At 69.8% G+C, this 21877-nt stretch carries 20 protein-coding genes; 7 read left to right on the forward strand and 13 right to left on the reverse strand.

The annotated features are described in order from the left end of the window. Window positions 1-189: 189 nt before the first annotated feature. The 9 genes from amcH to IEJ02_RS15180 all read right to left on the reverse strand — a co-directional run bounded on the left by amcH (window position 190) and on the right by IEJ02_RS15180 (window position 7965). On the reverse strand, window positions 190-1572 hold the full coding sequence (gene amcH, locus IEJ02_RS15140) for an adenylate-forming 2-oxoglutaryl-ACP ligase AmcH (protein ID WP_191065349.1): 1383 nt from the start codon (window positions 1570-1572) through the stop codon (window positions 190-192). Between the two features lie 5 nt (window positions 1573-1577). Then, window positions 1578-2171, reverse strand: a complete 594-nt coding sequence (amcG, locus tag IEJ02_RS15145; RefSeq protein WP_191065350.1) for a cispentacin moiety biosynthesis protein AmcG — start codon at window positions 2169-2171, stop codon at window positions 1578-1580. Continuing rightward, window positions 2168-3289 carry a cispentacin biosynthesis acyltransferase subunit AmcF gene (gene amcF, locus IEJ02_RS15150; RefSeq protein ID WP_275559397.1) on the reverse strand — a complete coding sequence of 374 codons (1122 nt, stop codon included), beginning with the start codon at window positions 3287-3289 and terminating at the stop codon, window positions 2168-2170. The genes amcG and amcF overlap by 4 nt, the downstream gene beginning before the upstream one ends. Window positions 3290-3348: 59 nt before the next feature. Further along, a complete protein-coding gene (gene amcE / locus IEJ02_RS15155; protein WP_086879709.1) occupies window positions 3349-3801 on the reverse strand; it encodes a cispentacin biosynthesis cyclizing decarboxylase AmcE in 453 nt (150 codons plus the stop codon). An 82-nt stretch (window positions 3802-3883) separates the two neighbouring features. Further along, window positions 3884-4285 (reverse strand): acyl-CoA thioesterase, encoded by a 402-nt coding sequence (locus IEJ02_RS15160; protein ID WP_317985802.1) that lies wholly within the window; start codon window positions 4283-4285, stop codon window positions 3884-3886. A gap of 47 nt (window positions 4286-4332) precedes the next feature. Next, on the reverse strand, window positions 4333-5706 hold the full coding sequence (gene amcC, locus IEJ02_RS15165) for an amipurimycin biosynthesis protein AmcC (protein WP_191065352.1): 1374 nt from the start codon (window positions 5704-5706) through the stop codon (window positions 4333-4335). A 46-nt stretch (window positions 5707-5752) separates the two neighbouring features. Beyond that, window positions 5753-6019 (reverse strand): cispentacin biosynthesis acyl carrier protein AmcB, encoded by a 267-nt coding sequence (amcB, locus tag IEJ02_RS15170; protein WP_191065353.1) that lies wholly within the window; start codon window positions 6017-6019, stop codon window positions 5753-5755. 19 nt (window positions 6020-6038) lie between these two features. Next, entirely contained in the window at window positions 6039-7289 is a 1251-nt protein-coding gene (locus IEJ02_RS15175) for an ATP-grasp domain-containing protein (protein ID WP_223863844.1), read from the reverse strand. A gap of 517 nt (window positions 7290-7806) precedes the next feature. Then, complete coding sequence (locus IEJ02_RS15180) at window positions 7807-7965, reverse strand: hypothetical protein (protein WP_223863845.1); 159 nt, start codon at window positions 7963-7965, stop codon at window positions 7807-7809. Between the two features lie 151 nt (window positions 7966-8116). Here IEJ02_RS15180 and IEJ02_RS15185 point away from each other — a divergent pair, with 151 nt between their 5' ends. Beyond that, window positions 8117-8929 carry an AfsR/SARP family transcriptional regulator gene (locus IEJ02_RS15185; RefSeq protein ID WP_191065355.1) on the forward strand — a complete coding sequence of 271 codons (813 nt, stop codon included), beginning with the start codon at window positions 8117-8119 and terminating at the stop codon, window positions 8927-8929. Window positions 8930-9196: 267 nt separating this feature from the next. On the opposite strand, the gene IEJ02_RS15190 is transcribed toward IEJ02_RS15185, so the two are convergent. The 4 genes from IEJ02_RS15190 to IEJ02_RS15205 form a co-directional block, all read right to left on the reverse strand. Next, the gene (locus tag IEJ02_RS15190) at window positions 9197-9979 is read right to left on the reverse strand and encodes an SDR family oxidoreductase (protein WP_191065356.1); all 783 of its coding nucleotides are present in this window, start codon (window positions 9977-9979) and stop codon (window positions 9197-9199) included. 91 nt (window positions 9980-10070) lie between these two features. Continuing rightward, window positions 10071-11036: a DUF3500 domain-containing protein gene (locus IEJ02_RS15195; RefSeq protein ID WP_191065357.1), complete on the reverse strand. Its 966-nt coding sequence runs from the start codon at window positions 11034-11036 to the stop codon at window positions 10071-10073. A 351-nt stretch (window positions 11037-11387) separates the two neighbouring features. Beyond that, window positions 11388-12449: a Gfo/Idh/MocA family protein gene (locus tag IEJ02_RS15200; RefSeq protein ID WP_191065358.1), complete on the reverse strand. Its 1062-nt coding sequence runs from the start codon at window positions 12447-12449 to the stop codon at window positions 11388-11390. Then, the gene (locus tag IEJ02_RS15205) at window positions 12446-13450 is read right to left on the reverse strand and encodes an aminotransferase class IV (protein ID WP_191065359.1); all 1005 of its coding nucleotides are present in this window, start codon (window positions 13448-13450) and stop codon (window positions 12446-12448) included. The genes IEJ02_RS15200 and IEJ02_RS15205 overlap by 4 nt, the downstream gene beginning before the upstream one ends. 542 nt (window positions 13451-13992) lie before the next feature. On the opposite strand from IEJ02_RS15205, the gene IEJ02_RS15210 reads away from it, so the two are divergent. The 6 genes from IEJ02_RS15210 to IEJ02_RS15235 are packed head-to-tail and all read left to right on the forward strand — an operon-like array spanning window position 13993 to window position 21875. Then, window positions 13993-14772 (forward strand): transketolase, encoded by a 780-nt coding sequence (locus IEJ02_RS15210; protein ID WP_223863846.1) that lies wholly within the window; start codon window positions 13993-13995, stop codon window positions 14770-14772. A 10-nt stretch (window positions 14773-14782) separates the two neighbouring features. Beyond that, a complete protein-coding gene (locus IEJ02_RS15215; protein WP_191065360.1) occupies window positions 14783-15760 on the forward strand; it encodes a transketolase C-terminal domain-containing protein in 978 nt (325 codons plus the stop codon). Between the two features lie 2 nt (window positions 15761-15762). Beyond that, entirely contained in the window at window positions 15763-17019 is a 1257-nt protein-coding gene (locus IEJ02_RS15220) for a hypothetical protein (RefSeq protein ID WP_191065361.1), read from the forward strand. Beyond that, complete coding sequence (locus tag IEJ02_RS15225) at window positions 17016-18005, forward strand: aminoglycoside phosphotransferase family protein (RefSeq protein ID WP_191065362.1); 990 nt, start codon at window positions 17016-17018, stop codon at window positions 18003-18005. Before IEJ02_RS15220 ends, IEJ02_RS15225 begins: the two co-directional genes overlap by 4 nt. Further along, window positions 17998-19485: an FAD-binding protein gene (locus tag IEJ02_RS15230; protein WP_191065363.1), complete on the forward strand. Its 1488-nt coding sequence runs from the start codon at window positions 17998-18000 to the stop codon at window positions 19483-19485. Before IEJ02_RS15225 ends, IEJ02_RS15230 begins: the two co-directional genes overlap by 8 nt. Next, a complete protein-coding gene (locus IEJ02_RS15235) occupies window positions 19482-21875 on the forward strand; it encodes a non-ribosomal peptide synthetase (RefSeq protein WP_191065364.1) in 2394 nt (797 codons plus the stop codon). The genes IEJ02_RS15230 and IEJ02_RS15235 overlap by 4 nt, the downstream gene beginning before the upstream one ends. Window positions 21876-21877: the final 2 nt, after the last annotated feature.

Consider the following 21877-nt stretch of genomic DNA (forward strand, 5'->3'; position numbering starts at 1 on the left):
GGTGTGGGTCCATGGAGGTCCCGTGGAGCGGATACGGAGATCTCAGCGACCTGGCGCATATCTCCGAGGTGCCCCAGGAGCCGGAGCCCCTGGCCGCCGCCACGAGGTGCGGCAGTAGCCGTTGCCGGCCGCCGCACCACGGTCCCGCACGGGCCCACAACCCGGCCCCGAACCGGCCCATGGGCGCTGTCACTTGTGCCAGTCGGTGGTCCGCGCCGGCCGTACGGTGATGCGGTGCGGCCGCTCGTTGCGGAGCAGAAGGCGGTAGAGGGTCCGCTTGATGTCCGCGGCCAGCGCCGGACTCGGGTGGTCCACGTACACGTCGAGCTCGTAGCGGTGCTCGCCGTTCTCCGCGTGCACCCGGCTCGTGGACCGGCGCACGCCCGGGATGGCCTCGGCGGCGGCGCGGACCGAAGGAAGCCAGACCTTCTCGCCGCCCACGATGATGAAGTCGGAGAGTCTGCCCTGGATGTAGTGGTATCCGTCCTCGTCAATGGTGAAGAGGTCGCCGGTGGCGATGGTCCCCGGTGCGACCAGCGGACTGCTCTGGTCGTCCGGCACCCTGCGGCGGAGCACCGTGCTGGATTCCACCAGGAGTTCCTGGGAGCCGTCGGCGAGACCGGACGGCCGCAGCCGCGTACGGACTCCGTGCAGCGGAAGGCCGCTGGACGCGTACCGGCGGGGCGGTTCGCGGTGCGCCGCCAGAGTGGTGACCCGTGGGCCGGCCTCGGTGAGGCCGTACGTGAGGTAGAGCTCGAGTCCATGCCGGGACGCCAGCAGCCTCTGCACGTGGGCCGGTGGCAGTCGGTCTCCCCCCACGGTCAGGGTGCGCAGTGTGCCCGGCAGGGCGAGGTCCTGCTCGATGAACCGTGCGACCGCGGCCGGGGTCAGGGACGAGAGGGCGACCTGGTGGGTGCGCAGCGCCTCGACGTAGGTCCGCGGAGTGAACGGCGGACCCGTGATGACGAGGCGTGAGCCGCGGACCAGCGCGGCGAGGGCCTGCGCCACGAGAGCGTACGAGTAGTGCAGCGGTAGGTTGAGCAGCACTGTGTCGCCCTCCCGCTGGCCGACGGCGTTCGCGTGCCGTGCCGCGTTCTCCAGCAGCGAGTCGAGGGCGTGCAGGCACCCACTGGCGATACCGGAGGTGCCCGAGGTCATCAGGATGACTTCACCACGGGAGTAGTGCCGCCGCTCGCCCCACGGCAGGGGCAGCAGATCGGCGTCGCCGAACGGGCGCGGGGGCGCCGCGCCGTAGCGCCGTGCGTCAACCCTCGGCGCGATCAGGGCACTTGCGCCGAGCCGGCGGGCCACTTCGGTGAGACGGGCGGAACTCGACGCCGGTGCCAGGGGAACGGGCACGCCACCGTGGAGGAGCACCGCGAAGAAGGCCGTCAGGAGGGACGTACCGTTGGGCATCGCGATCAGGACGGGAGCCCCCGCGCCCACGACCGTCCCGGCGAGGTCGTCGAGCGCGGCCGCCAGAGGCCGGGGCGGACCGTGCCCGTGCACGTCCACCGTGCTGTCGAGGAACGTCTCGATCACGTCCGCGTCCGGAAGGGAGTCCGTCGGCATGGCGCTCACCCCCGGCCTGCCGCGGCACGGCCGACATCCCCGGCGTGCGCGACGCTGACCGCGGGGGCCAGCACGGCACAGCGCACCGAGTGCCCCTGTCCCTCGTGCCTCTGGTGGGCGCAGAGCACCACGTAGGGGGCGGCACCGGAGCGCAGCCATGAACGGGCGACCGTACGCGCGGCGGGCAGACCGTCCTCGGGTGTCATCGAGAACGTCAGGGACGATCCCTTGAAGCCGTGCAGCAGGCAGAGCAGACTCCCCGCGCTGCCCGGGCTCGCGCCCGCGAAGCGCAGCGGGGACACGCGTGGGGCGGGAAGCGAACGCGCCACCGCGTCCATGGTGTGCAGCGTGAGTTGCGCGCTCACCAGGATCACGGCGACGTCTTCGCGGCAGGCCAGGACATCGGCGGCGCACTCCGACAGCGCGTTCTCGACCGCGTCCGCGACCAGCCAGGCCAGCGGGTCGGCGTACAGGGACGGGATACGGCTGCGGACAGCCGTCAGCTGTTCCCGGGAGGCGTCCCCGTGGCCCACGACGGCGACGTCCGCCGTGTCCGGCGGACAGATGGCGTATGGCCCGAAGGCCGGGAAGGCGTTCATGGTGCTCCCTCGAAGGCCAGGCAGGTGTTGAAGCCGCCGAAGCCGAGGGTCACGCTCAGCCCGAGTCGGCCGGTGAACGTGGCGGGCCGGCTTTTCGGCACCGGCAGCGGGAAGTCCGGACGGAGCGTGGTGAGGCCGTGGACTGGTGGCACCGTGCGGTCACGGAGAGCCAGCAGTACGGTGATGGCCTCGATCGCACCGGTCGCCCCGAGGGTGTGGCCGAACGCCCCCTTGGTGGCGAACACCGTAGGGGTGCCTGGCGCCTGGCCGCCGGTGCCGAACAGCCTTGTGTAACTGACGGATTCGACGGCGTCGTTCGCGGGAGTGCCGGAGCCGTGGGCGTTGACCACGTTCACGTCCGCCACACCACGGGCCGCGCCGCGCAGTGCCTTGCTGACGGCCCGTACGACGCTGTCACCGGTCGCGTCGGGGGCCGCGGGGCTCACCGCGTCATTGGCCGAGCCGGTGCCGATGAGGAAACCGTGCGCCCGAGCCCCGCGGGTACGGGCCGACCGGCTGGATTCCAGGACGAGGAACGCCGCGCCTTCCCCCAGGATCGTGCCGTCGTTGCCGGCGTCGAAGGCGCGGAGCGAGGTGGGCGACATGGTGCCGAGCGCCGAGTGCCCGAGTCTTTTGGCCGGGGTGAGGACGTCCACTCCTCCGCAGACGCAGAGGTCCTCCGCACCGCTGCGGATGAGCTCCACGCCGACCAGGAGGCTGTCGGAGCCGGAGGAGCAGGCGGTCGTCACCGAGAGCGGGGCCTTCGGGATGCCGAGTGCCCGTACGGCATCGGCGGCCCAGCGGTCCAGGGCCGGTACGCCGACCGTGTCCAGGTGCGGTCCGTAGCTGGTGCCCAGCACGGGCCGCAGGCGTGCGTCGGTGAGTTCGAGTCCGGCGTCGCGCACCGCGGCGGCCAGGGTGTCGCGGGTGAGGAGGTGTTGGCGCTCGACCGGGGTCATGGACAGCGGAGGGTCGCGGACGACCGCGGCGTCGCCGTTGCGCAGCCGGTGCTCGGAGGGGACCGCGTCGACACCGGTACGGCCGTGCAGCAGAGCGCTCCAGACCTCCTCCAGCCCGCATCCGAGCGCGGTCGCCCACCCCATGCCGGTGACCCACACGTCCGCGTTCTCCCCTGCCGACGCGGGAGTTGACGCCGGTGCCGGAGGTGAGCTGGACGTCACCACAACTGCTCGCCCAAGTCCGCGATCTTGGACCGCACCAGCGTGCCCTTGAACGCCGCGACGAGGTGGTCGTCCACGGTCGCGCTGCAGGAGAAACTGAAGGTGTTGCCCCTGATGCGGTCACTCCGCACATCGAAGATCACACGGTCGCCCGGGACCACGACGCGGGTGAAGCGCGCCTTCACCGAGCCGATGAGGGTGATCTCGTCGTCGGTGAGGCGGGAGGTGCTGAGCTGGTAGAGGATGATGCCCGACTGGGCGAACGCCTGGGTCAGATGGCTGGCGGGGAAGACGGCCCGGTCCGGGAAGTGTCCCGCGATCACGTCCATGGTCCCGGAGACCGACAGGCTGCTCCGGAGCCGGACCCCGGTCTCGTAGTCGAGGATCCGGTCCAGATACACCATCGGGTGGCGGTGGCGAAGCCAGCTTTTGAGCTCCGTGAAGCCCATGGTCCGCTTCGCTGTCGGCGCTGTCGGCGCTGTCGGCGCTGTCGGCGCTGTCGGCTCTGTCGACTCTGTCGTCTGGGCGGAATCAACCCTCTGCACGGACAGTGCACTCCTTCAGTGTGGTTGCGATGTTTTCTGGGAGCAGGGAGGGTGCTCCGGTCGAGAGGTCCACCGCGCCGAGCAGCAGGCTCCCGGACGCGCACCTCGGCACCTCGCCGGGGTTCTCCCGCGAGATCTCCCCGGAGACCTGGACGCGCGCGGGCCCGACTCGTTCGACACGGGCTCTGACGCAGACGTGGTCCAGGAAGCGGGCCGGTGCGTGATAGAGCATGCGCAGTTCCACGACGGCCAGTTCGAGATTCACGCGAGCCAGGGCGTCGAGCCCGGCGCCGAGGCGATCCAGATTCTCCAGCACGGCGGTTTCGAGCCAGGAGGAGTATCGGGAGAAATGCACGACACCGGACGCGTCGGTGTCGACGTGCTCCACACGTCGACGGACCTCCGCCCATTCCCGCGGTACGGGTTCTGGGGCGGTCACGCGGATACCTCGAGAAAGTGGCGGGAACCGGCCGACAGACGCTCCACGATCGCGTCCGCGTCCGCGAGGGTGGAGATGATGGGAGGGGCGACCCGCATGGTCGGGAAGACGTAGCGGAGGCCCGCCGAACGCCGACCCGCGCCGCCCATGAATTCGACGAACACACCGCTGCGGATCATCGCCTCGCGGAATTCGCCCAACCGGTCGGCTGCGCGTTGCGTCAGCTCGACGCCGTGCATGACGCCGGATCCTCGGCTCTCCGTGTAGAGCTCCGGGAAGACGGTGACGAGTTCCTCGTCCAGCCGCTTGGCCAGGTGCTCACCCAGATCCCGTGACTTCTCCAGCATTCCCTCGGCCTGGATGTGTTCGAGGCCCGCCCGGATCACCGCGCAGGTGAGGGGGCGAAGGTCCGAGGTGGAAATGGCGCCGGTGGCCCGTACGGTCAGGTTTCGGCGGGCGATGACCATGGACGTGGACAGCACGCCCATCCCGAGGCTCTTGCCCACCACGGAGACATCGGTCGGAATCGGCCCGTTCTCGTCGGCCATGCCGAAGAACTGGCCCGTCTTGGCAAAGGTGAGGACCTCGTCCGCCACGAGGAGCGCCCCGCTGTCCGTGCACAACCGGGCGACTTCACGCAGATAGCCGGCGGGCGGCACGATGATTCCGGCGTCGCCCTGAACGGGTTCGATCACCACCGCGAGTACGCGGTCACCGTGACGTGCGAAGAATTCGCGGGCCGTGTCGAAGTGCCCGAACGGGATGTGCCGGACGGTGAGGCCGTACGGCTCCGGTGCCACGGAGGGCAGTCCGATCCGGTAGTGCCTCTTGTTCAGCAGCGGGAGCAACCCACCGGTCCAACCGTGCCACGCCCCCTCGAATGCGAGAACGATGTCCCGATTTCCCCGCCCTTCCGCGGGCTGTAGGCGACGGCGGTCGAAGCGGGATTCCAGCGCCAGCCGCAGCGCCATCTCCATTCCCTCCGACCCGGAATTGCGACCGGCGACGTGGTACTCGTCGGCCGGAAACTGCTCGGCCCACAACCCGCCCCCGCTGAAGAGGAGTTCGAGCAGTTTCGAGCGTTCCCATGAGTGGATCTCGTCGGTGACATAGCCCGCCTCCGCCACGGCGCGGGAGAGAGCCGAGCCGACCACTGGTGAGCCGGCCCCCAGACACGCGCTGGCGTAACCACCGCTCGCATCGAGGACGTTCAGCTCCCGCCCCCGGTCGGCACCGCTCAGCTCCACGAAGCGGTGAGTCAGCCCCTTGGCACCGAGGCTGCCGAACGGAAGCCGCGTTCCGTACTGGTCCATGTGCATCGTGCGGTCGAACCAGGACTCGACCGTGTCGCTGTCATGTCCGTGAGTCATATCAGGCAGCTCGCTTCGCGGAAGGTCCTCTGCGGACGTCATGGGCTCAGGTCGTTTCGAGCTGGGTCTCACGCAGGCGGAGAACCAGGTCGGAGATGGATCGGATGCTGGTGAAGTTCTCCGGAGTGAAGTCGTCCTCGGAGATCTCGATGCCGAACCGCTCCTCGCAGGTGACACGCAACTCGAGGAAGCCGAGTGAGTCGAGTGCCAGTACGTTCCGCAGGCCGTCGTCGACTCCTATCTCGGATTCGGGGATCTCGCAGAACAAGTCGTTCACGATGATCGACCTGATCGCAGCCTGAATTTCATTCATCGCGCGCTCCCTTCGTAGGTCACACATAGGGCCCCTGGACGGTCAGGGCGCGTTCGGCCTCGGTGAGCCGTTCGTGGACCTGATCGGCGTGGGTGCCCTCCGCGATCACCCACCCGGCCCGGCCGAAACAGTCCTCGGGCGGAGGCTCCACCACGGTGCCGCGTTCAGGTAGTTCACCGATCTCGTGGAGCCACGGCTGTGCCCTCAACTCCGGTGCCTCGGCCAGCCCTTCGAAGCGCTGCCGGCGGGCGGGGTAGAGGAACTTGACGCCGGCGGCGCGGTCCGGAGCGGGCTCGGCGTGCAGCGGGCGCCCGAGCGCCGCGTCCGCCAGCAGGCCGCCGACGCTCAGACCGGTGCCGAGGTGTGCGATCACGGAGGCCAGGTCCCCGGCGGGGCGCCCGTTGATCTCCATGACGCGGGGGCCGTGGGGCGTCAGCACGACGTCCAGGTTGGCGATCGTGCGGTCGATGCCGGCGGCTAGGACGGCGTCCCGGGCCAGGGCGAGGCCGGCGGCGTACTCAGCTGTCGGGAGCGCCCCCTCGCCCATGATGTGCCCGGTGTCGATCGGGTACGGGTCGTGCGCCATGTACTTCCGGCCGCAGTAGACGACCTCGGCCGTTCCCCCGCTGCTCCAGACGTCGACCAGGAACTCGGTTCCCGTCACGTACTCCTCGACGAGGACGCCGTCGCTGGCCATGCCCATCTTGTCGACTCCCGCGGCCAGTTCGAAGAACCGGGTGAAGTCCGCCGGGTCGGCGACGCGACCGACACCGAGGCTTCCGGACAGGCCACGCGGCTTGACCACGACGGGATAGCCGATGTCGGCGGCGGCCCGCAGCCCCTCCTGGACATCGTGTACGGGGACGGACACGGTGGGCGAGAGACCCGTGCGGTTGAGCAGCTCGCGCTGCCGGTGCTTGTCCCTGCAGATCCGCGCCGCCTCGACGGGCAGGCCGGGCAGCCCGAGCGTCGCGGCGAGTTCGGCCGCCAGGAGGACTTCCGACTCGTTGTAGGTGACGACGGCTCGCACATCGTGGTCCCGGCACAGCCGGCGGGCCTGCTCCAGGGGGAACGGCGTGTCCCGAGGGTCGTACGCCTCCGCGCCCTTGAGCCAGGGCTTCTGCCAGGTCGGTGCCACGGTGTCGAGGAGCACCACGTCAGCGGCGGCGGCCAGATGGGACAGTAGGTGTCCCTGACGGAGGCGGGAACCGGATCCGACCAGAAGGAGGGTGGACGAGGTCGCGGGTGGTTCAGACGGAGGCAGCTTCAAGGCGCGAACTCCTTGCCGAGGCTGGACGGTGTCCGGGCGTTCCACGGTGAGATGTGTCTCGATGACGTCGCGTGCGGCCGAGGATCCCCCATCAAAGAAATAAGCGGCGATGGGATTCAGGGCCAGGAAAACAGATTCCGTCGCCATGGTCGATACGGCGTGGTCGATCCGTGCGTGGTGCCAGTCCCGGAAGTCTCCACCATGCTCCTTGCGGTTGTCTTGTCCGCGGGCTTGTCCAACTCCTTACGGGGTTCTTGCGACTGGCTTGATTCCCGCGGCCGCTGCTGTTCGAACGGCCGATCACGTAAACGTCGGGCAGCTGACTGCGGAACCCTGCAAGGAGTTGGACGAGGCGGTGAACAAGGCGTTGGACAAGCCGACGGACAAGACGGCCGTAAGGCGCGTCGTGGAGAATTCAGGAATTCAGCGCGACGCTGTGTGCCGCGAAACTGATGGCGTGAGGGGAATGGCGAATGAGGGCGTTCACCGACCGTTGGGTCGACAAGTTCTCCACCACCTACTCGGACGAACCGTTGGCGCAGCTGTCCTGGTTCACGGCTGACTGCCGGCCCGGCACGAACTGATCCGTCTTGTGGTCACCCCACCCGTAGACGTGGCAGAACAACCGGTCCTCGCTGGTCGGAGCGTCAGGGCGGAGCCAATTGCTTACGTCCACGGCCAGCATGATCCGCCTGTCGGCCGCCCGGTACCGCCTTGCGGGGAGCCGACGGGATCCTGCGCCACCGCAACGACACGGCGAGGGCCCGAGGAGACTTCATGCCGGAACGCACCGCCGGTCCTGCGTCGATCCCGGAGGAGCGTGAACCATGACCCACGACTTGCGCTTCGAAATCCTCGGTCCACCTCGCCTCGTCGTCGACGGTCGCCCCCATGCGATCCGGTCACGAAACCTGTCAGTGATCCTGACCACCCTGCTGGTCCGGAGTGGCCGCGTGGTCAGCGTCGAGGAGTTGATCGGCGAGGTGTGGCACCAGCCGCCACGGCGGGCCCGGGATGCCATCTACGTCTACATCTCCAAGCTGAGGGATCAGATCGGGAATGGGGTCGTCGACAGCCAGTTCCCCGGCTACACCATGCTTGTCCGCGGTCAGCAGCTGGACGTGCAGATGTTCGGCCGGTATCGGGCCGACGGCCATCTCAGCATGGCCAACGGTGATCACGAGGGGGCGGCGCGGGCGTGGCGCAACGCGCTCGCCCTGCACCGAGGCAGCCTGATGGGAGGCGTGTATTCGGGACCGATCCTCAGCTCGTTCGATTCATGGCTGCGGCAGTCGCGCACCGAATGCGTGGAACTCACCGCGTGGGCACAGCTCAGCGCCGGCCTATACCACGAGGCAATCGGCTTCCTCACCCAGCAAGTGCCGCGGAACCCGCTCAACGAAATCCTGCACCAGCAGCTGATGCTGGCGTTTCTCCTGACTCGTCATCGCGCCCAGGCGCTACGGGTGTTCGGCAACGCCCGTCGGACGTTCTCGGACAGGCTCGGTCTGGAGCCCGGCGGCGACCTGGTGAACGTGCACGACATCGTGCGGTCCGACGACGTCGGTCGGGCCAAGCGGGCCATCTCGAGCGCCGTCGCCTCGCGACTGAGCTCGCACCGGTCGCCGGTGGAGTCCTGACATCGGACGCGCGGGGAGCACGGATGGGCTCCCCGCACCGCCTGGCCTCGCGCTTTCACGTGGCAGGGCGTCCGGTGGGTGACCCGCTGCAGACCACACCGAAGCGGCGCACAGTTGAGCTTCACCGACGCCGACGGCATGCGCCTGACCTGCTTCGCCACCAACACCAAGAATCCCGATCGCAGCACTCGAACTGCACTGTCAGCGCGCGAGGGCCGAGCCGCTCGACGGCCGCGCTCTGCGCTCCCGCAGCGTGACCCGGCGGCATCAAACCACGGGCGAGGCGCCGCCGTCCATATTGATCGCCGTCCCGGCGGTGAAGCCCGCATGATCCGAGCACAGGAAGCAGGCCATGGCGGCGAACTCCTCGGCCTTGCCCATGCGGCCGACCGGGATATTGGCGCCGGCCTTGGCAACATAGTCCTCGAATGAGACGTTCGTGTTCTCGGCCTTGTAGCGACGCGCGATTTGATCCGAGACGATCTGGCCGACAAGCATGCCGTTGACCAGGATGCCATGCGGGGCGCCCTCACTGGCGTAGACCTTCATCAGCGCCATGCCGGCCGCACGCGACACCACCGTGGGGGCACCATTGGCCTGTGGTGTCTTGGCCCCGGTGTTGAGCACGTTGATGATCCGGCCCCATTTGCGTTGCTTCATGCCCGGCCAGACAAGCCGGGTAAGGCGGATCGCCGCGAAAAGCTTCAGGTCCAGGTCTTCCTGCCAGATGTCATCGGTAATCTGGTCCGACGGCATGGACCGGGTCTGGCCAGCATTGTTGATCAGGATATCGACCTGTCCGAACGCGCCGACGACCGCATCATAGGCTTTCTGGATGTCGGTGGCCTTGGAAACGTCACAGCTGAAGGATTCGACCCGTCCCTGGGTACCGGCCGACGCAACAGCCCTGGCTTCGGCCAGCGTATCGGGATTGCGGGCCAGGATCGCCACATTGGCGCCGGAGGCAGCAAATTCCTTGGCCATCGCGAGCCCAAGGCCCTTGCTGGCACCTGTGATGATGGCGCTGCGGCCGTCCAGACGGACTTCCATCGGGTTCCTCCCGTGCGGTGGTGGCGTGTTCAGTGTGGGGTAGGCAGGGAAACGCTGGGTGCGCAGGCGTCCTTGCGGGGCGACGGCGTCGTCAACCCCTCTGGGCCACTCCGAGGGCGACAGTGTGCAGTGGCGCGTCGCAGTGGGCGGCAAGGAGGTCGTCGCCGAAGTCACCTGAGTGGCGACGCCAGACGGTGTGGATGTGGTTGGCCTCGTTGAATGTGTTGTCGTACTCGATGAGCAGTTCCGGGCCCTGGACGCGGTAGTAGTGGCCTTCGCCGCGACGCAGCGAGCCCTCCCACGAGAAGTGCAGGCGTTCCTGGTCGATCTGCGCGAACTCCTTGTCAGCGAGTTCGTGCCTGAGCCGGTCGAGGTAGAGGCGGACGATGTCGACCAGTAGCTTGCCTGCGGGCTTGCCGAGTTGCGCCGGTGTCACGCCGACCGGTTCTGATGGATTGATGCGCGGGGAGTCGCTGCTGCGGATGTCGTGTGGCGTGAGGTCAGACACGACGGCGAGGCGGCGGGCGGTCGGGTCCATGCGGTCGAGGAGTTCGCGAGCGAGTTCTTCTTCGAGCGGCAACGGTTGGCCGACGACGCGCCCGCGGTAGGTGACGCGGGCCGGGTTCGCGCCGAGGAAGAACGGTGTCGCCGAGACGCGGCCGTTGGCGACGACGACGTTCACCGAGAGGTGGTGGCCTTCGATTCGCCATCCCCACGGTTCGTCGCCGTCCGGGGTGCCGAAGAGGATTGTCCAGTAGTCGCCGCTGTGACGGTCGCGGTGCCCGCCCTCTCGGTGGTCGAGGACGTCTTCCAACGCCATGACCGCTGCGGCCTGCGAGTAGGCGTGCGGGCTGAGCACTGTCGCGAGCATGCCGTGCACCGCTTTGCGCTGGTCGCGCCGGAGATCGCCGAGCACCAGGCCAGGTCGTGTGCCGGGTGCGTACCCCCAGCGGTGCCTGAGATCGTCGTCGGCGACCGCGCGAATCGCGTGTTCGCGTTGGTCAGCGTCCAGCAGACCGATAAACCGGCGCGTAGCGTCGGTGACGTCGTGCAGCATGTTTCGAACTCCCATTCACTCGCTTCCGCGGGGGACTGCGCTCCCTGGAGGTCCGGCGAAGTCACCGCTGGTGTCGATCTCCGGTCGTGACGTCGACCCCTCGGCCTCACCTGTCGCAGCAGGGCTGGTGAAGCCGAGGCCCGGCGGTCTTGATGCGGGCCGCGTAAAGCTGCGGATCGAGGTCGAAGAGTCGGGCTTGGGCCAGGCGTACGAGCAGCACGCCCAGCGAGTCCTCGACCGAGGCCTACCGCCGGGCGACGTCCGCTCCCGCCTCGGTGTCGCCCCTGACCATGGCTGGGGCGACACCGAGGTGTGCGGAACGCCGACTGCAGCCACTCCGCCATCGGTGACTCAGCTCCCCAGCGCTGACAGGACGGGTGCCGCCACCTCGTGCCGGGCCACACGATAGATGTCCTGGAACAGGATCAGGGTGTCCAGCCCGGCCCGGTCGTCGGCGATCATCTTGTGGCCGTCTCGCACGGCCGCCGCGAAGTCCGCGATCTGCCGGCGGTGGGAGATGCCGTAGTAGCCGATCCCCGGCGGAGCCTGCTCCACCTTCGCCGAGGCGAGCTCTGCCGCCGCCGCGCGCAGCTCCTCGTTGCCGTCCGCAACGTGCAGGGTCCCGGGGTGGTCGAGGTCGAACAGGACCGACCCTCCGGTGCCGATGATCTCGACGCGGGTGCGCCAGGTGATGCTGCTGGCCACGGTGACCTGGTAGGTCACGAGTGCGCCCTGCGGGCCGCGCAGCAGAGCCGCGAGGGTGTCCTCGGTCTCCATGCCGCCCCGCGGCGCGGTGTGCCCGGCGGCCGCGCCGACCACCGCGAGCCCGCCGGTCAGCCAGCGGGTCACGTCGAGCGCGTGGTAGCCCTGGTTGACCAGGGCCGACCCGCCCTCACCCGCGTAGGTGCCGCGCCAGTCACTGCCCGCGTAGTACGCGTCGTCACGGCCGCACTGCAGGCTGACCACGCCCGAGACGAGGCTGCCCAGCAGGCCGGCCTCGATCCAGTCCCGGACGGCGGTGACGACGCGGTCGTAGCGGTGCTGGGAGACGACCGACAGCACCCGTCCGGCGCGCTCGGCGAGGGATGTCAGGGCCGCGCCGTCCTCGACGCTGAGGGCGAGCGGCTTCTCCACGAGCACGTGCTTGCCCGCTTCGAGCGCCGCCGCGACCAGCCCGTGGTGCGTGGCATGCCCGGTCGCGACGGAGACGCTGTCCACCTCCGGGTCGGCCAGCACCTCGTGCACGTCCGTCGTGACGCGCGGCAGGCCGTGTGCACGAGCCAGCGACTCCGCGGTCGTGAGATCGCGGTCGCAGGCCCAGCGCACCTCCAGGTCGGGCAGGACGGAGAAGCCGTCGACGTGGTTGGGGGCGACACGGCCGCAGCCCACGACGGCATGGACGAGACGCTTCATTTCGAACTCCCGGCATCGCTCGAACCAGTGGGGGAGAGGAACGACGGCGCGCCAGGAGCTCGGCCGAGGTGCACCGGGGTCAGCCATTCGTCGTGCTTGCCGGTCACGGCTCGCACGGTGTCGTGGTAGCAGACCTCGATCGCCTGCGTGATCTCACCCGCGGTCTTGCCGTCGCCGATCGGGAAGCCGTCCACCTCGACGGCGGGCAGCACCTCGGCCGAGGTGCCCATGAGGAAGATCTCGTCGGCGAGGTACAGCTCGGTGCGCTCCACCGTCCTGGTCTCCACCTCGAGACCTAGCTCCTCCTGGGCCAGTTGGATGAGCGTGCGTCGGGTGATGCTGTCCAGCACACCATCGGACAGGATCGGGGTGATCAGCCGGCCGCGTTTGACCAGGGCGATGCACGCCCCCGACGACTCGGTGACCTGACCGCCTGTGTTGAGGAAGATCGGCCAGTCGGCCCCGCGTGCTCTGGCGTCGATGTTGCCCAGTCGGCCGTTGTGGTAATTGGAGAACACCTTCATCGACGCCGGTGAGGCACCGTGGTTGAACCGCGGCCACGAGCTGACCGCGAGCGTGCAGGTGCTGCCCTGGCCCAGCTTGCTCTCGAACTCCCAGGTCTCGATGGCGATCTCGGCCGGGGTGCCGCGCGGCACCATCTGTTGGCGATGTGTTCCGGCGGCGAAGCCCCACGGGCGGATGTGCAGGTCCTTGCCCGTGGTGTGCCAGGACGCGAGAAGTTCGACCGTTGCGGTGACGAGCGCGTCCGCGTCGAACTCGGGCTCCATCCAGCTCATCCGCAGCGATTCGAGCAGCCGTTGCATGTGGTCACGCAAGCGGAAGCCGTGGAGTGTCTCCCGCGTGCTGCTCCAGTACGAGTGCACGCCTTCGAACGCGGCTGAGACCGAGGCGTGGCCCACTGAGCTGATGTGGACGGTGGCCTCCTCCCACGGCAAGAGGACGCCGTTGCGCCAGATCAGCCGCCCGTAGCCAGCAGACATGAACGTTCCTTTCCGGAAAGGATGGGACGGAGAACGGGGATGTCTTTGCGCGCAAAGCCGTAGTGGCCGGCAGGGTCAGTTGTCGGGGCCGGTCGAACGGGTCCAGAACCTGTTCGCACAGGACGCCGTGGCTCTCATCACAACATGCCAACCAGCGGCTGTCCAAGCTTTCAAGGCGTCGACAATGCTTCGTTTAGACGAGGCATAGGCGGGCGTTTAGGTGGCATTTAGATTACTGGCAACCGGGCGATCCGGGCTGATACAAATATGCGGCACGTTTCTTTCGGGTCCACCGGGAACGGCAGAGCCGACCGCCCTCGACCACAGGTGGGTGTCTGCGAACATCCAGGGCACGCTCGCGCGCAACATGATGACCAAGGCGAGCGACCTCGTTTGACTGTCGGTGACACCGACGAGCGGGATCTGAGCGAGGAAGTCTCGCACGAAATGATGGAAGACCTTTTCTGCGTATAGAAGCCAGACGGCTTCACCCTGCGCTTATCCGGCTCATTCCAACCCCGTTCTCGCGAGGAGTGTTCCTTATGTCGAACGTGGATGAACTGGCCAGGCGGGCCCGACTCCGCGTCGTCGAACTAGCGGCGCGCAAGGCCATCCACTTGGGCCCCGCGCTTTCGCTGATCGACGTGCTGGCCGCGCTCTACACCAGGATCCTGCGTCGCGACCCAGCCCGCCCCGACTGGACGGACCGCGATCTGCTCGTCCTCAGCAAGGGCCACGGTGCCTACGGCCTGTACGCCGTGCTCGCCGAACTGGGCGTGCTGACCACGGACCTGAACGAGCTTCCAGGGCACCCGTCGGACGGTATTCCCGGGATCGAGGCGGCCACCGGGGCGCTGGGCCACGGCCTGTCCCTCGCAAGTGGCCTGGCGCTGGGCGCACGGCTCGCAGGCAAGGACCGCCGGGTCTACGTGATCACGGGCGACGGCGAACTCGACGAGGGCAGCAACTGGGAGGCGGCGCAGTTCGCCGCCCACCACCGGCTCGGCAACCTCGTGGCCGTCGTCGACCGCAACCGCCTTCAGCAGGAGGGTGACACGGAGGAGGTCTGTGCCCTGGAACCCCTGGCGGACAAGTGGCGTGCCTTCGGCTGGCGGGTCGGCGAGAGCGACGGCCACGACATCACGGCTATCGCCGACGCCGTCACCGCGCTGGAAGCCGGTGACGGCCCGGCGGTGCTGATCGCCCACACCACCAAGGGCAGGGGAGTTCCCTTCGCCGAGGGTGATCCCGCCTGGCACATGGGAGAGCTGGACGCCGCCCAACGCCGGATCGCCGTCGCGGCGCTGACCGCGACGGCGTGAGGAGAGCACCATGACCACCACATCCATCCCACCGCACCACACATCCGTCGCGCCGCGGAGCATGCGAGCCGCGCTCGCCCCGGTGCTGGCCGCTGCCGTGGACGACGACTCCAGCCTGATCGCCGTGGGTGCGGACGGACGGGCCTTGTTCCACCAGGTCCTCGAGCGGGATCCGCGTCGCTATGTGGACGCGGGCATCGCCGAGGCCAACCTGGTCGGCGTCGCCGCGGGGCTGGCCCGCGCCGGCCTGCGTCCGGTGGCCGCCGCCATGGCGCCGTTCCTGGTCCGCCGGGCGTACGAACAGATCCGGCTGGACGTGTGCGTGCCCGGCCTGCCGGTCGTGCTGCTCGGCGTGGGCGGCGGCTTCGGCTATGGCCCGCTCGGCCCCACCCACCACGCCCCGGACGACATCACCCTGATGTCGGCCATGCCCGGCATGAGGGTGTACTGCCCGGCCGATGCCGCCGACGCCGTCTCTGTGGTGCGAACGCTGCTGGCCGACACCTCGGGGCCGGCCTACGTGCGGCTCTCCGCGCGTCCTGATCCCGTGCTGCCGACCGCGGCTTCCGAGGGTGATCCCCGCGGACCCCGGCTGCTGCGGGACGGCGACGACGTTCTGGTCCTGGCAACCGGTCGATGTGTGGCCGAGGCGCTCGACGCCGCGGACGGGCTGGCCGCGGACGGGGTGGTGGCGGCCGTCGCCTCGGTGACTACCCTGCGCCCCTTTCCCGCCACCGCGATCCGAGAGCTCGCCGGCCGCTGGCCGCTCGTCGTCACCGCGGCGGAATCCCTGGCGCCCGGCGGTCTCGGTCCGTCCACCGCGGAGGCACTCGGCCGCCGAGGTCCGGCGGTGATCAGCCTGCACACCGACCACCGGTACCCGCCGGTCGCCGCCCACCAGGACCTTCTCCGTTTCTACGGCGTCGACGGCCAGGGCATCCGGTCCGCCGTACTGAGCTACCGCCACCGGAAGACGAGGGAAGCGTGACGATGAGGATCTTCTCCAGCGCCCAGGCCTGCGGTTTCGGACCCATCTCCAAACTGACCGCCATATCGCCCCTGTTCGAGGGCGCCACGATCGACTTCACGGGTCGCGACGTCGCGCTGGACTTCGCGCGGCGCCACCTGCACCGCTTCACCAACATCAACGAGGGCGACACTCAGCGGTACGAGGACGTCGCGGCCGGCCTGGCCGAGGCTGACTTCGTGGTCAGCGTGATGGACGCGGAACTCGTGTTCTGGGCGGTGCGCGCCGACGTACCGGTGCTGTTCTTCGACAGCCTGCTGAGCTTCTGGCTCACCGAGCGCAGCGTCGAGGAACTGGCCGCCCGCGCGTCGCTCGTGCGCTGGTCCGACGACGAGACCGCGCGGTTCGTCTTCGACACGCTGACGCCGCACGAGCGCATCCTGCTGGCCCACCTGCTGGCCACCCGGTCGTACGCGCAGAACTTCCCCGGTGTCGCGGCGCGCATCGACTCCCTGACCAGGACGGGCGCGAGCCACATCCAGCTGTGCGGCCCCATCGTGGACCGAGGCGCGCTGGAGGCCGAGCTGTCCGCTTCCGCACCGGACCGCATTCCCGACCTGCTGATCAACTTGGGTGGCTTCCAGAACTTCTTCCTGGACTACGAATCCCACAATGCCTATCTCGACCTGCTGCACCGGTGGGTCACCGAACTCGCCGCAGCGCAGCCCGAACTGCGCCGCGTCCTGGTGTGCGGTGGTGCGTTCCGGGAACCGGTGACCGAGACCCACGCAGGCGTCGAGATCGAGTACACCATGTTGCCGCACAAGGACTTCCTGCGGCATCTGGCCCACGCCCCGTTGTACGCGGTGCCGCCCAGCCTCACCTCCTTGCACGAGGCGGTCATCCTGCGCAAGCTCCCGCTGCTGCTGCCCGAACAGCACTACGGGCACGTCACCAACCTGCGGGCCCTGCGCGGTACCGCGATCGGTGACAACGCGGCCAGCCTCATCGACCTCGGCACCCGGTTCGAGGTACCGGAGGACGACCTGGAGGGCACACGGGCGCTGGACCGGCTCACCCGCGAACTCCTCTCGGACGAGACCGAGTACCGCGTCTTCGCCGACTACCTGAACAAGCGGCTGGCCGACTACCGGCAGCTGACGAACCAGGAACGCGACGCAGCCGTCGACGAGCTCGGCGGGCTTCTCGGCGGCCCCGCCCTGGCCGACCTGCTGGCCCACATCAGTGACCGCCTCACGCCCGCCGGGAGGACGTCGTGACCGCCGCCGACCTCGCGGAGCGCACCGTCGACACCGACGAGATCACCCAACTCATGCTGGCCGCCCACCGGGAACGCACCGGGCAGGGCGAGGTGTCGCCGGAGCGCGTGAACACCAGCACCTGGACGCCTGCCGGCGCCCGCAAGGTCCGCCGTCGGACGTTCGTCCGTCTCGACATCGACGGCGAGGCCGTGGCGGTGGCCAAGATCCCGCTGTCGCACAGCGACCCGAAGCTCGCCGGCGAGCTCGAGGTCCTGCGCTCCTTCCGGCCTCCGTCACCCCTGGGCTGTCCGGCTCCGCTCGACGCGCTGGGGGGCGGGTTCACTATGAGCTACCTGCCCGGCGTCGACCTGCCCACCGCCGTCACGGGCGTGGACACCCCTGACGGCCTGTGGCGGGTGCTGCGCCCGGCAGTGGACCGCGTCGTCGAACTGCACCGGTCGGGTACCGCGGTCTCCAGCACGCCCGAGCTCGCCCTGGAGACGGCCGCTACTTACGTCCGCACGCCGGAGTTCGGTGTTCAGCACGCCGACGAGGCGCTGCGCACGGCACTGCTGGCGCCGACCCACGGCGACCTCGGCCCGTGGAACGTCCGCTGCGACCCGCGTGACGGCACCGCCAGGGTGCTGGACTTCGAGGACTACCGCGCCACCGGCATCGCCGCCATGGACATCGTCAACCTGCTCATGACGACGGCGCTCGTGGTCTTCCCCGACTATCGGGAGCGCGGCTTCGACTGGCTCTACGACCAGGTCTTCGACCGCGAGCACTGGTTCGGCTCCGTCCTGGCCCGCGGTCTCGACCACTACGGTGCCCACACCGGTCAGCGGCCCGGCCGCGTGCTCGACCTGCTGCCGTTCACCTGCCAGTGGCTGATCGAGCGCATCGAGGCCGAAGGCCGCGACACCAGCCGGCTCTTCTACCGCCCCTTCCGCGAGCGCTACCTCGAACGACGCCCAACGGTCAACGGGAGCAACCATGTCTGACACCAACGCCACGCCGGTCCGTATGGACGCCGTGGTCATCGGCGGCGGCCCCGCCGGACTGTTCGCGGCCCTGACCCTGGTGCGGGCCGGCCGCCGCGTCGCCCTGCTGGAGGCCGGCGGCGACATGCGGGAGAGCCTGTGCTCCCGCCTGGTGGCCCGCATGGACGGGCGGTCCGTGCGGGATGCCGAGAAGTTCCGTCTGCAGTGCCCCCGCTGCACCTGCCTGACGGGGCTGGGCGGCGCCGCCTTCCACTTCGACACCAACCTCGGCTACATCTCCTCGCTCACCCGCTCCAAGATCGAGTCGGCGCCGGACGGCACGGTCCGCTCCTACAGCGGGCTGGAGCGTGCCCTCGGTTCGTTCGAGCGCGCCCAGGAGCTGATCTCCGAGGCGTACCGCATCTTCTACGAACTGGGCTTGCCGCCCGCCGAGCCGGTCCACGCCGGACAAGACGACTCCTTCGGTGCGATGTTCCAGCACGTCGACACCGCGTTCTCGCAGAGCGTCACCGTGGACGACTCCCTGGTCGTCATCGCCCGCCTCAACGCCGAACTGGAGGAGAACGGCGGCCGCGTGCTGCTGCACCACCGTGCCGAGGACATCGAGCCGCTGGGCGGCGGCGGTTTCGAGGTGCGCGCGGCCACTCCTGGCGGGCCGGCCGCTTTCCACGCCGATGACGTCGTGGTGGGCGTGGGCAAGCTCGGCCTGCCGTGGGTGCGCGAACTCATCGGCCGGATCGGCGTGCGCCACCGGCCCAGCCGCCGCGTCGATCTCGGCGTGCGCCTGGAGACGCGGCGGGAGGACCTCGACCGCCTGCTGGACGGCTGCCACAACCCGAAGCTGTCCTTCCTCAACGAGGAGGGCCACTCCGTGCGGACGTTCTGCGTCTGCGAGGGCGGTCGGGTCATGCAGTACGGCTTCCTGGACGCCGTCGCCCTGGACGGGCAGCACTGCCTCAACCAGCCCACCAGCAAGTCCAACATGGGTGTTCTCACCACCGTCGACCTGCCGGAGGGGACCGACGGCACCGAGCACGCCGCCGCGTTCGCGGCCAGGGTCGCGGCCTACGGCCGAGGCCTTCCGGTCGTGTCCACGGTGGACGAGTTGGCAAAGCGCCCTGCCCCGGAGGGGCCGCTGACCACCAGCCTGATCAACTACCACCACGGCGACCTGCGCGAGTGTCTGCCCCCGTCGCTGGTCCGCGACGTGCTGGCCATGGTCGAGCGGCTCAACGCCCTGCACCCGGGACTCGTGCCGGGCACGGCCACGGTCGCCGCCCCCGTTATCGAGCGGATCTTCCCCGACATCGAGCTCTCCGACGACCTGGAGTCCTCCATTCCCGGGCTGTACTTCGTCGGCGACAGCTCCTCGAAGATCATCGGCATCACCTACGGCGCCGCGACCGGCATGGCGGCGGCCCGCTCCGTGCTGCGCCGCCGGGCCGGCCTGGCGACCGTGACGGGTGGGGATCGGTGGTGATCACTCTCCCACAGCGCATTCCCGATCACGGCGAGCCGCGGCCCCGGCACGCCACGGCACGGGTGAGCCCGCCGGCGGCAGCTCTGTTGCGGGGGCCCGGCGGGGTGGTCCGGCTGGCCGCCCTGAGCCGCCTGCTGCTGCACCGCTACGGCGTCGGCTGGGATGTCGTCGGAGTCGCCGACGACGGCCGCACCGTCGTGTGCCACGACAGCGATGCAGACCAGGAGACCACCCCGCTGGGCGAACTCGCCCGCGCCATCCGGCCGCGGCCCGCCGCGCCGCCTGCCGAGGGCGAGCTGTACGCGGCCGTGCTCTCGGCCCCCGCCGAGGTGCCACCGGCCGTGCTCCGCCGGCCCGTCTGGACGCTCTCCGCCGACGGTGACGTACTGGACCTGGCGCACGACGCCGACGTATTCGACGACGGCAGTGCGGATCGGGTCGCGGAACACCTGGCGCTGCTCGCCCACGAGGTCGCCGAGCACCCGGACCGGGCCGCCGGCGACGTCGAGCTGCTGCTGCCGGCGGAGCGCACGCTCCTGCTGGAAACCTGGAACGCCCGGCACACCCCGCACGCCGACGTCACCTTGCACCGCCTCTTCCGCGAGCAGAGCGCCCGCACGCCGGATGCCGTCGCCCTGCGGTGCGGCGACACCGAACTGACCTACGGCCGGCTGGACGCGGCCTCCGACCGGTTCGCGCACGCCCTGCTCCCGTGCATCGAGGCACCCGGCGACCTCGTGGTGCTGACCGGTGAGCGGGACCTCGACCTGTTCACCGCCATCCTGGGCATCTGGAAGGCGGGCGGCGCGTTCGTCTACCTGGACCCGGCACTGCCCGCACCGCGGGCCGCGGACATCCTCGGCCTCACCGACCCGGTGGCCCAGCTCACCACCGCCAGTGGCCACACCGCCGTCGGCGGGCAGGCCCGGAGGGTCGAGACATTGCTCGCCCCCGACCAGCCGTCCGGTCCGCCGCCGGACACCGCACGGCCCGACACCACCGCCTACGTCATCTTCACCTCGGGCAGCAGCGGCACCCCCAAGGCCGTGGTGCGCCCGCACCGGATGCACACCTCCCGCATCCGGCTCGAACAGGACCTCTACGGCCCCGGCCCGGCGGACCGGCACTTGCTCAAGTCGCCCATCAGTTTCCGGGAGTTCGTCTGGCCGCTGGCCGGCGGTGGCACCGCGGTGCTGGCCGAGCCCGGCCGCGATCTGGACGACCGCTACCTCGCCCGGCTCATCCACGACGAGGGCATCACCACCGTCAGCTTCGTGCCGTCAATGCTGCGGCTCCTGCTGACCCAGCCCGCGTTCCGCACGGCGCCCGCGTTGCGGCACGTGTTCGTCGGGGGAGAGGCGCTGAGCCAGGACCTGGAGGGCGAACTGCGCTCGCTGGGCTTCGAGGTGCACAACACCTACACCCTCAGCGAGGCCGACTACGTCTGCCACCGCACCGCGGCCCCGGCCGCCCCCGGAACCGGCGGCCCCGGCACCAACGTCGGCGTCCCCCTCGACATGCGCGTGTACCTGTGCGACTCAGCGGGCCGGCTGGTGCCGCCCGGCATCCCCGGCGAGATCCATACCGGCGGCCCCGGGCTGTCCGACGGCTACCTCGGTCGGCCTGACCTGACCGCCGAGCGGTTCCTGCCCAACCGGCACGATCCCGGTCGCCCCCCGGTCGTGTTCCGGACCGGGGACCTCGCCCGGTACCTGCCCAGCGGCGAGCTGGAGTACCTGGGCCGGGCCGACGACCAGGTCAAGGTGCGCGGGCAGCGGGTGGAGCCGGCGGAGGTCGAGACCGTGCTGCGGGGGCACCCGGGCGTGGCCAACGCCGTCGTCGTCGGCGCGCCGGATCCCGACCAGGGGGCCGCCCTGGTCGCCTACGTCGTGCCCGCGGGCGAGGAGATCCCTGTCCAGCGGCTGCGTGAGTACCTGGCCGGGCGGCTGCCGGACTTCATGGTGCCGGCGCGGCTGGCTTCGGTGCCCGCCCTGCCCCTGCTGGGCAGCGGCAAAGTCGACCGCAAGGCACTGCGGGTCGTGCCCCGTGGCCGTCCGGAACTCGATGTGCCCTACGCCGAACCGGCCACTGACGGGCAGCGCAGAGCCGCCGAGCTCGTGGCCCGCGTCCTGGGGCTGGACGATGTCGGCCTCGACGACGACTTCTTCGCCCTCGGCGGCGACTCGCTGCGCCTGATGCTGCTGCGCGGCGCGCTGGAGACCGCGGCGGACCGGCAGTTCGCGCTGGCCGAGGTGTTCGCCGCCGGCACCCCGCGTGGCTGCGCCCGCCTGCTGGACACCGAGGAGCCCGCTCGCCCACCCGCCCGACGGCCGTCCGACCGCCGCCGGCGCGTCCGCTCGCGGACCGACAACCCACGTCGAAGGAGCTGATT

Origin of the sequence: Streptomyces sp. 5-10 (assembly GCF_014712245.1) — a bacterium.
GTDB lineage: Bacteria > Actinomycetota > Actinomycetes > Streptomycetales > Streptomycetaceae > Streptomyces > Streptomyces violaceusniger.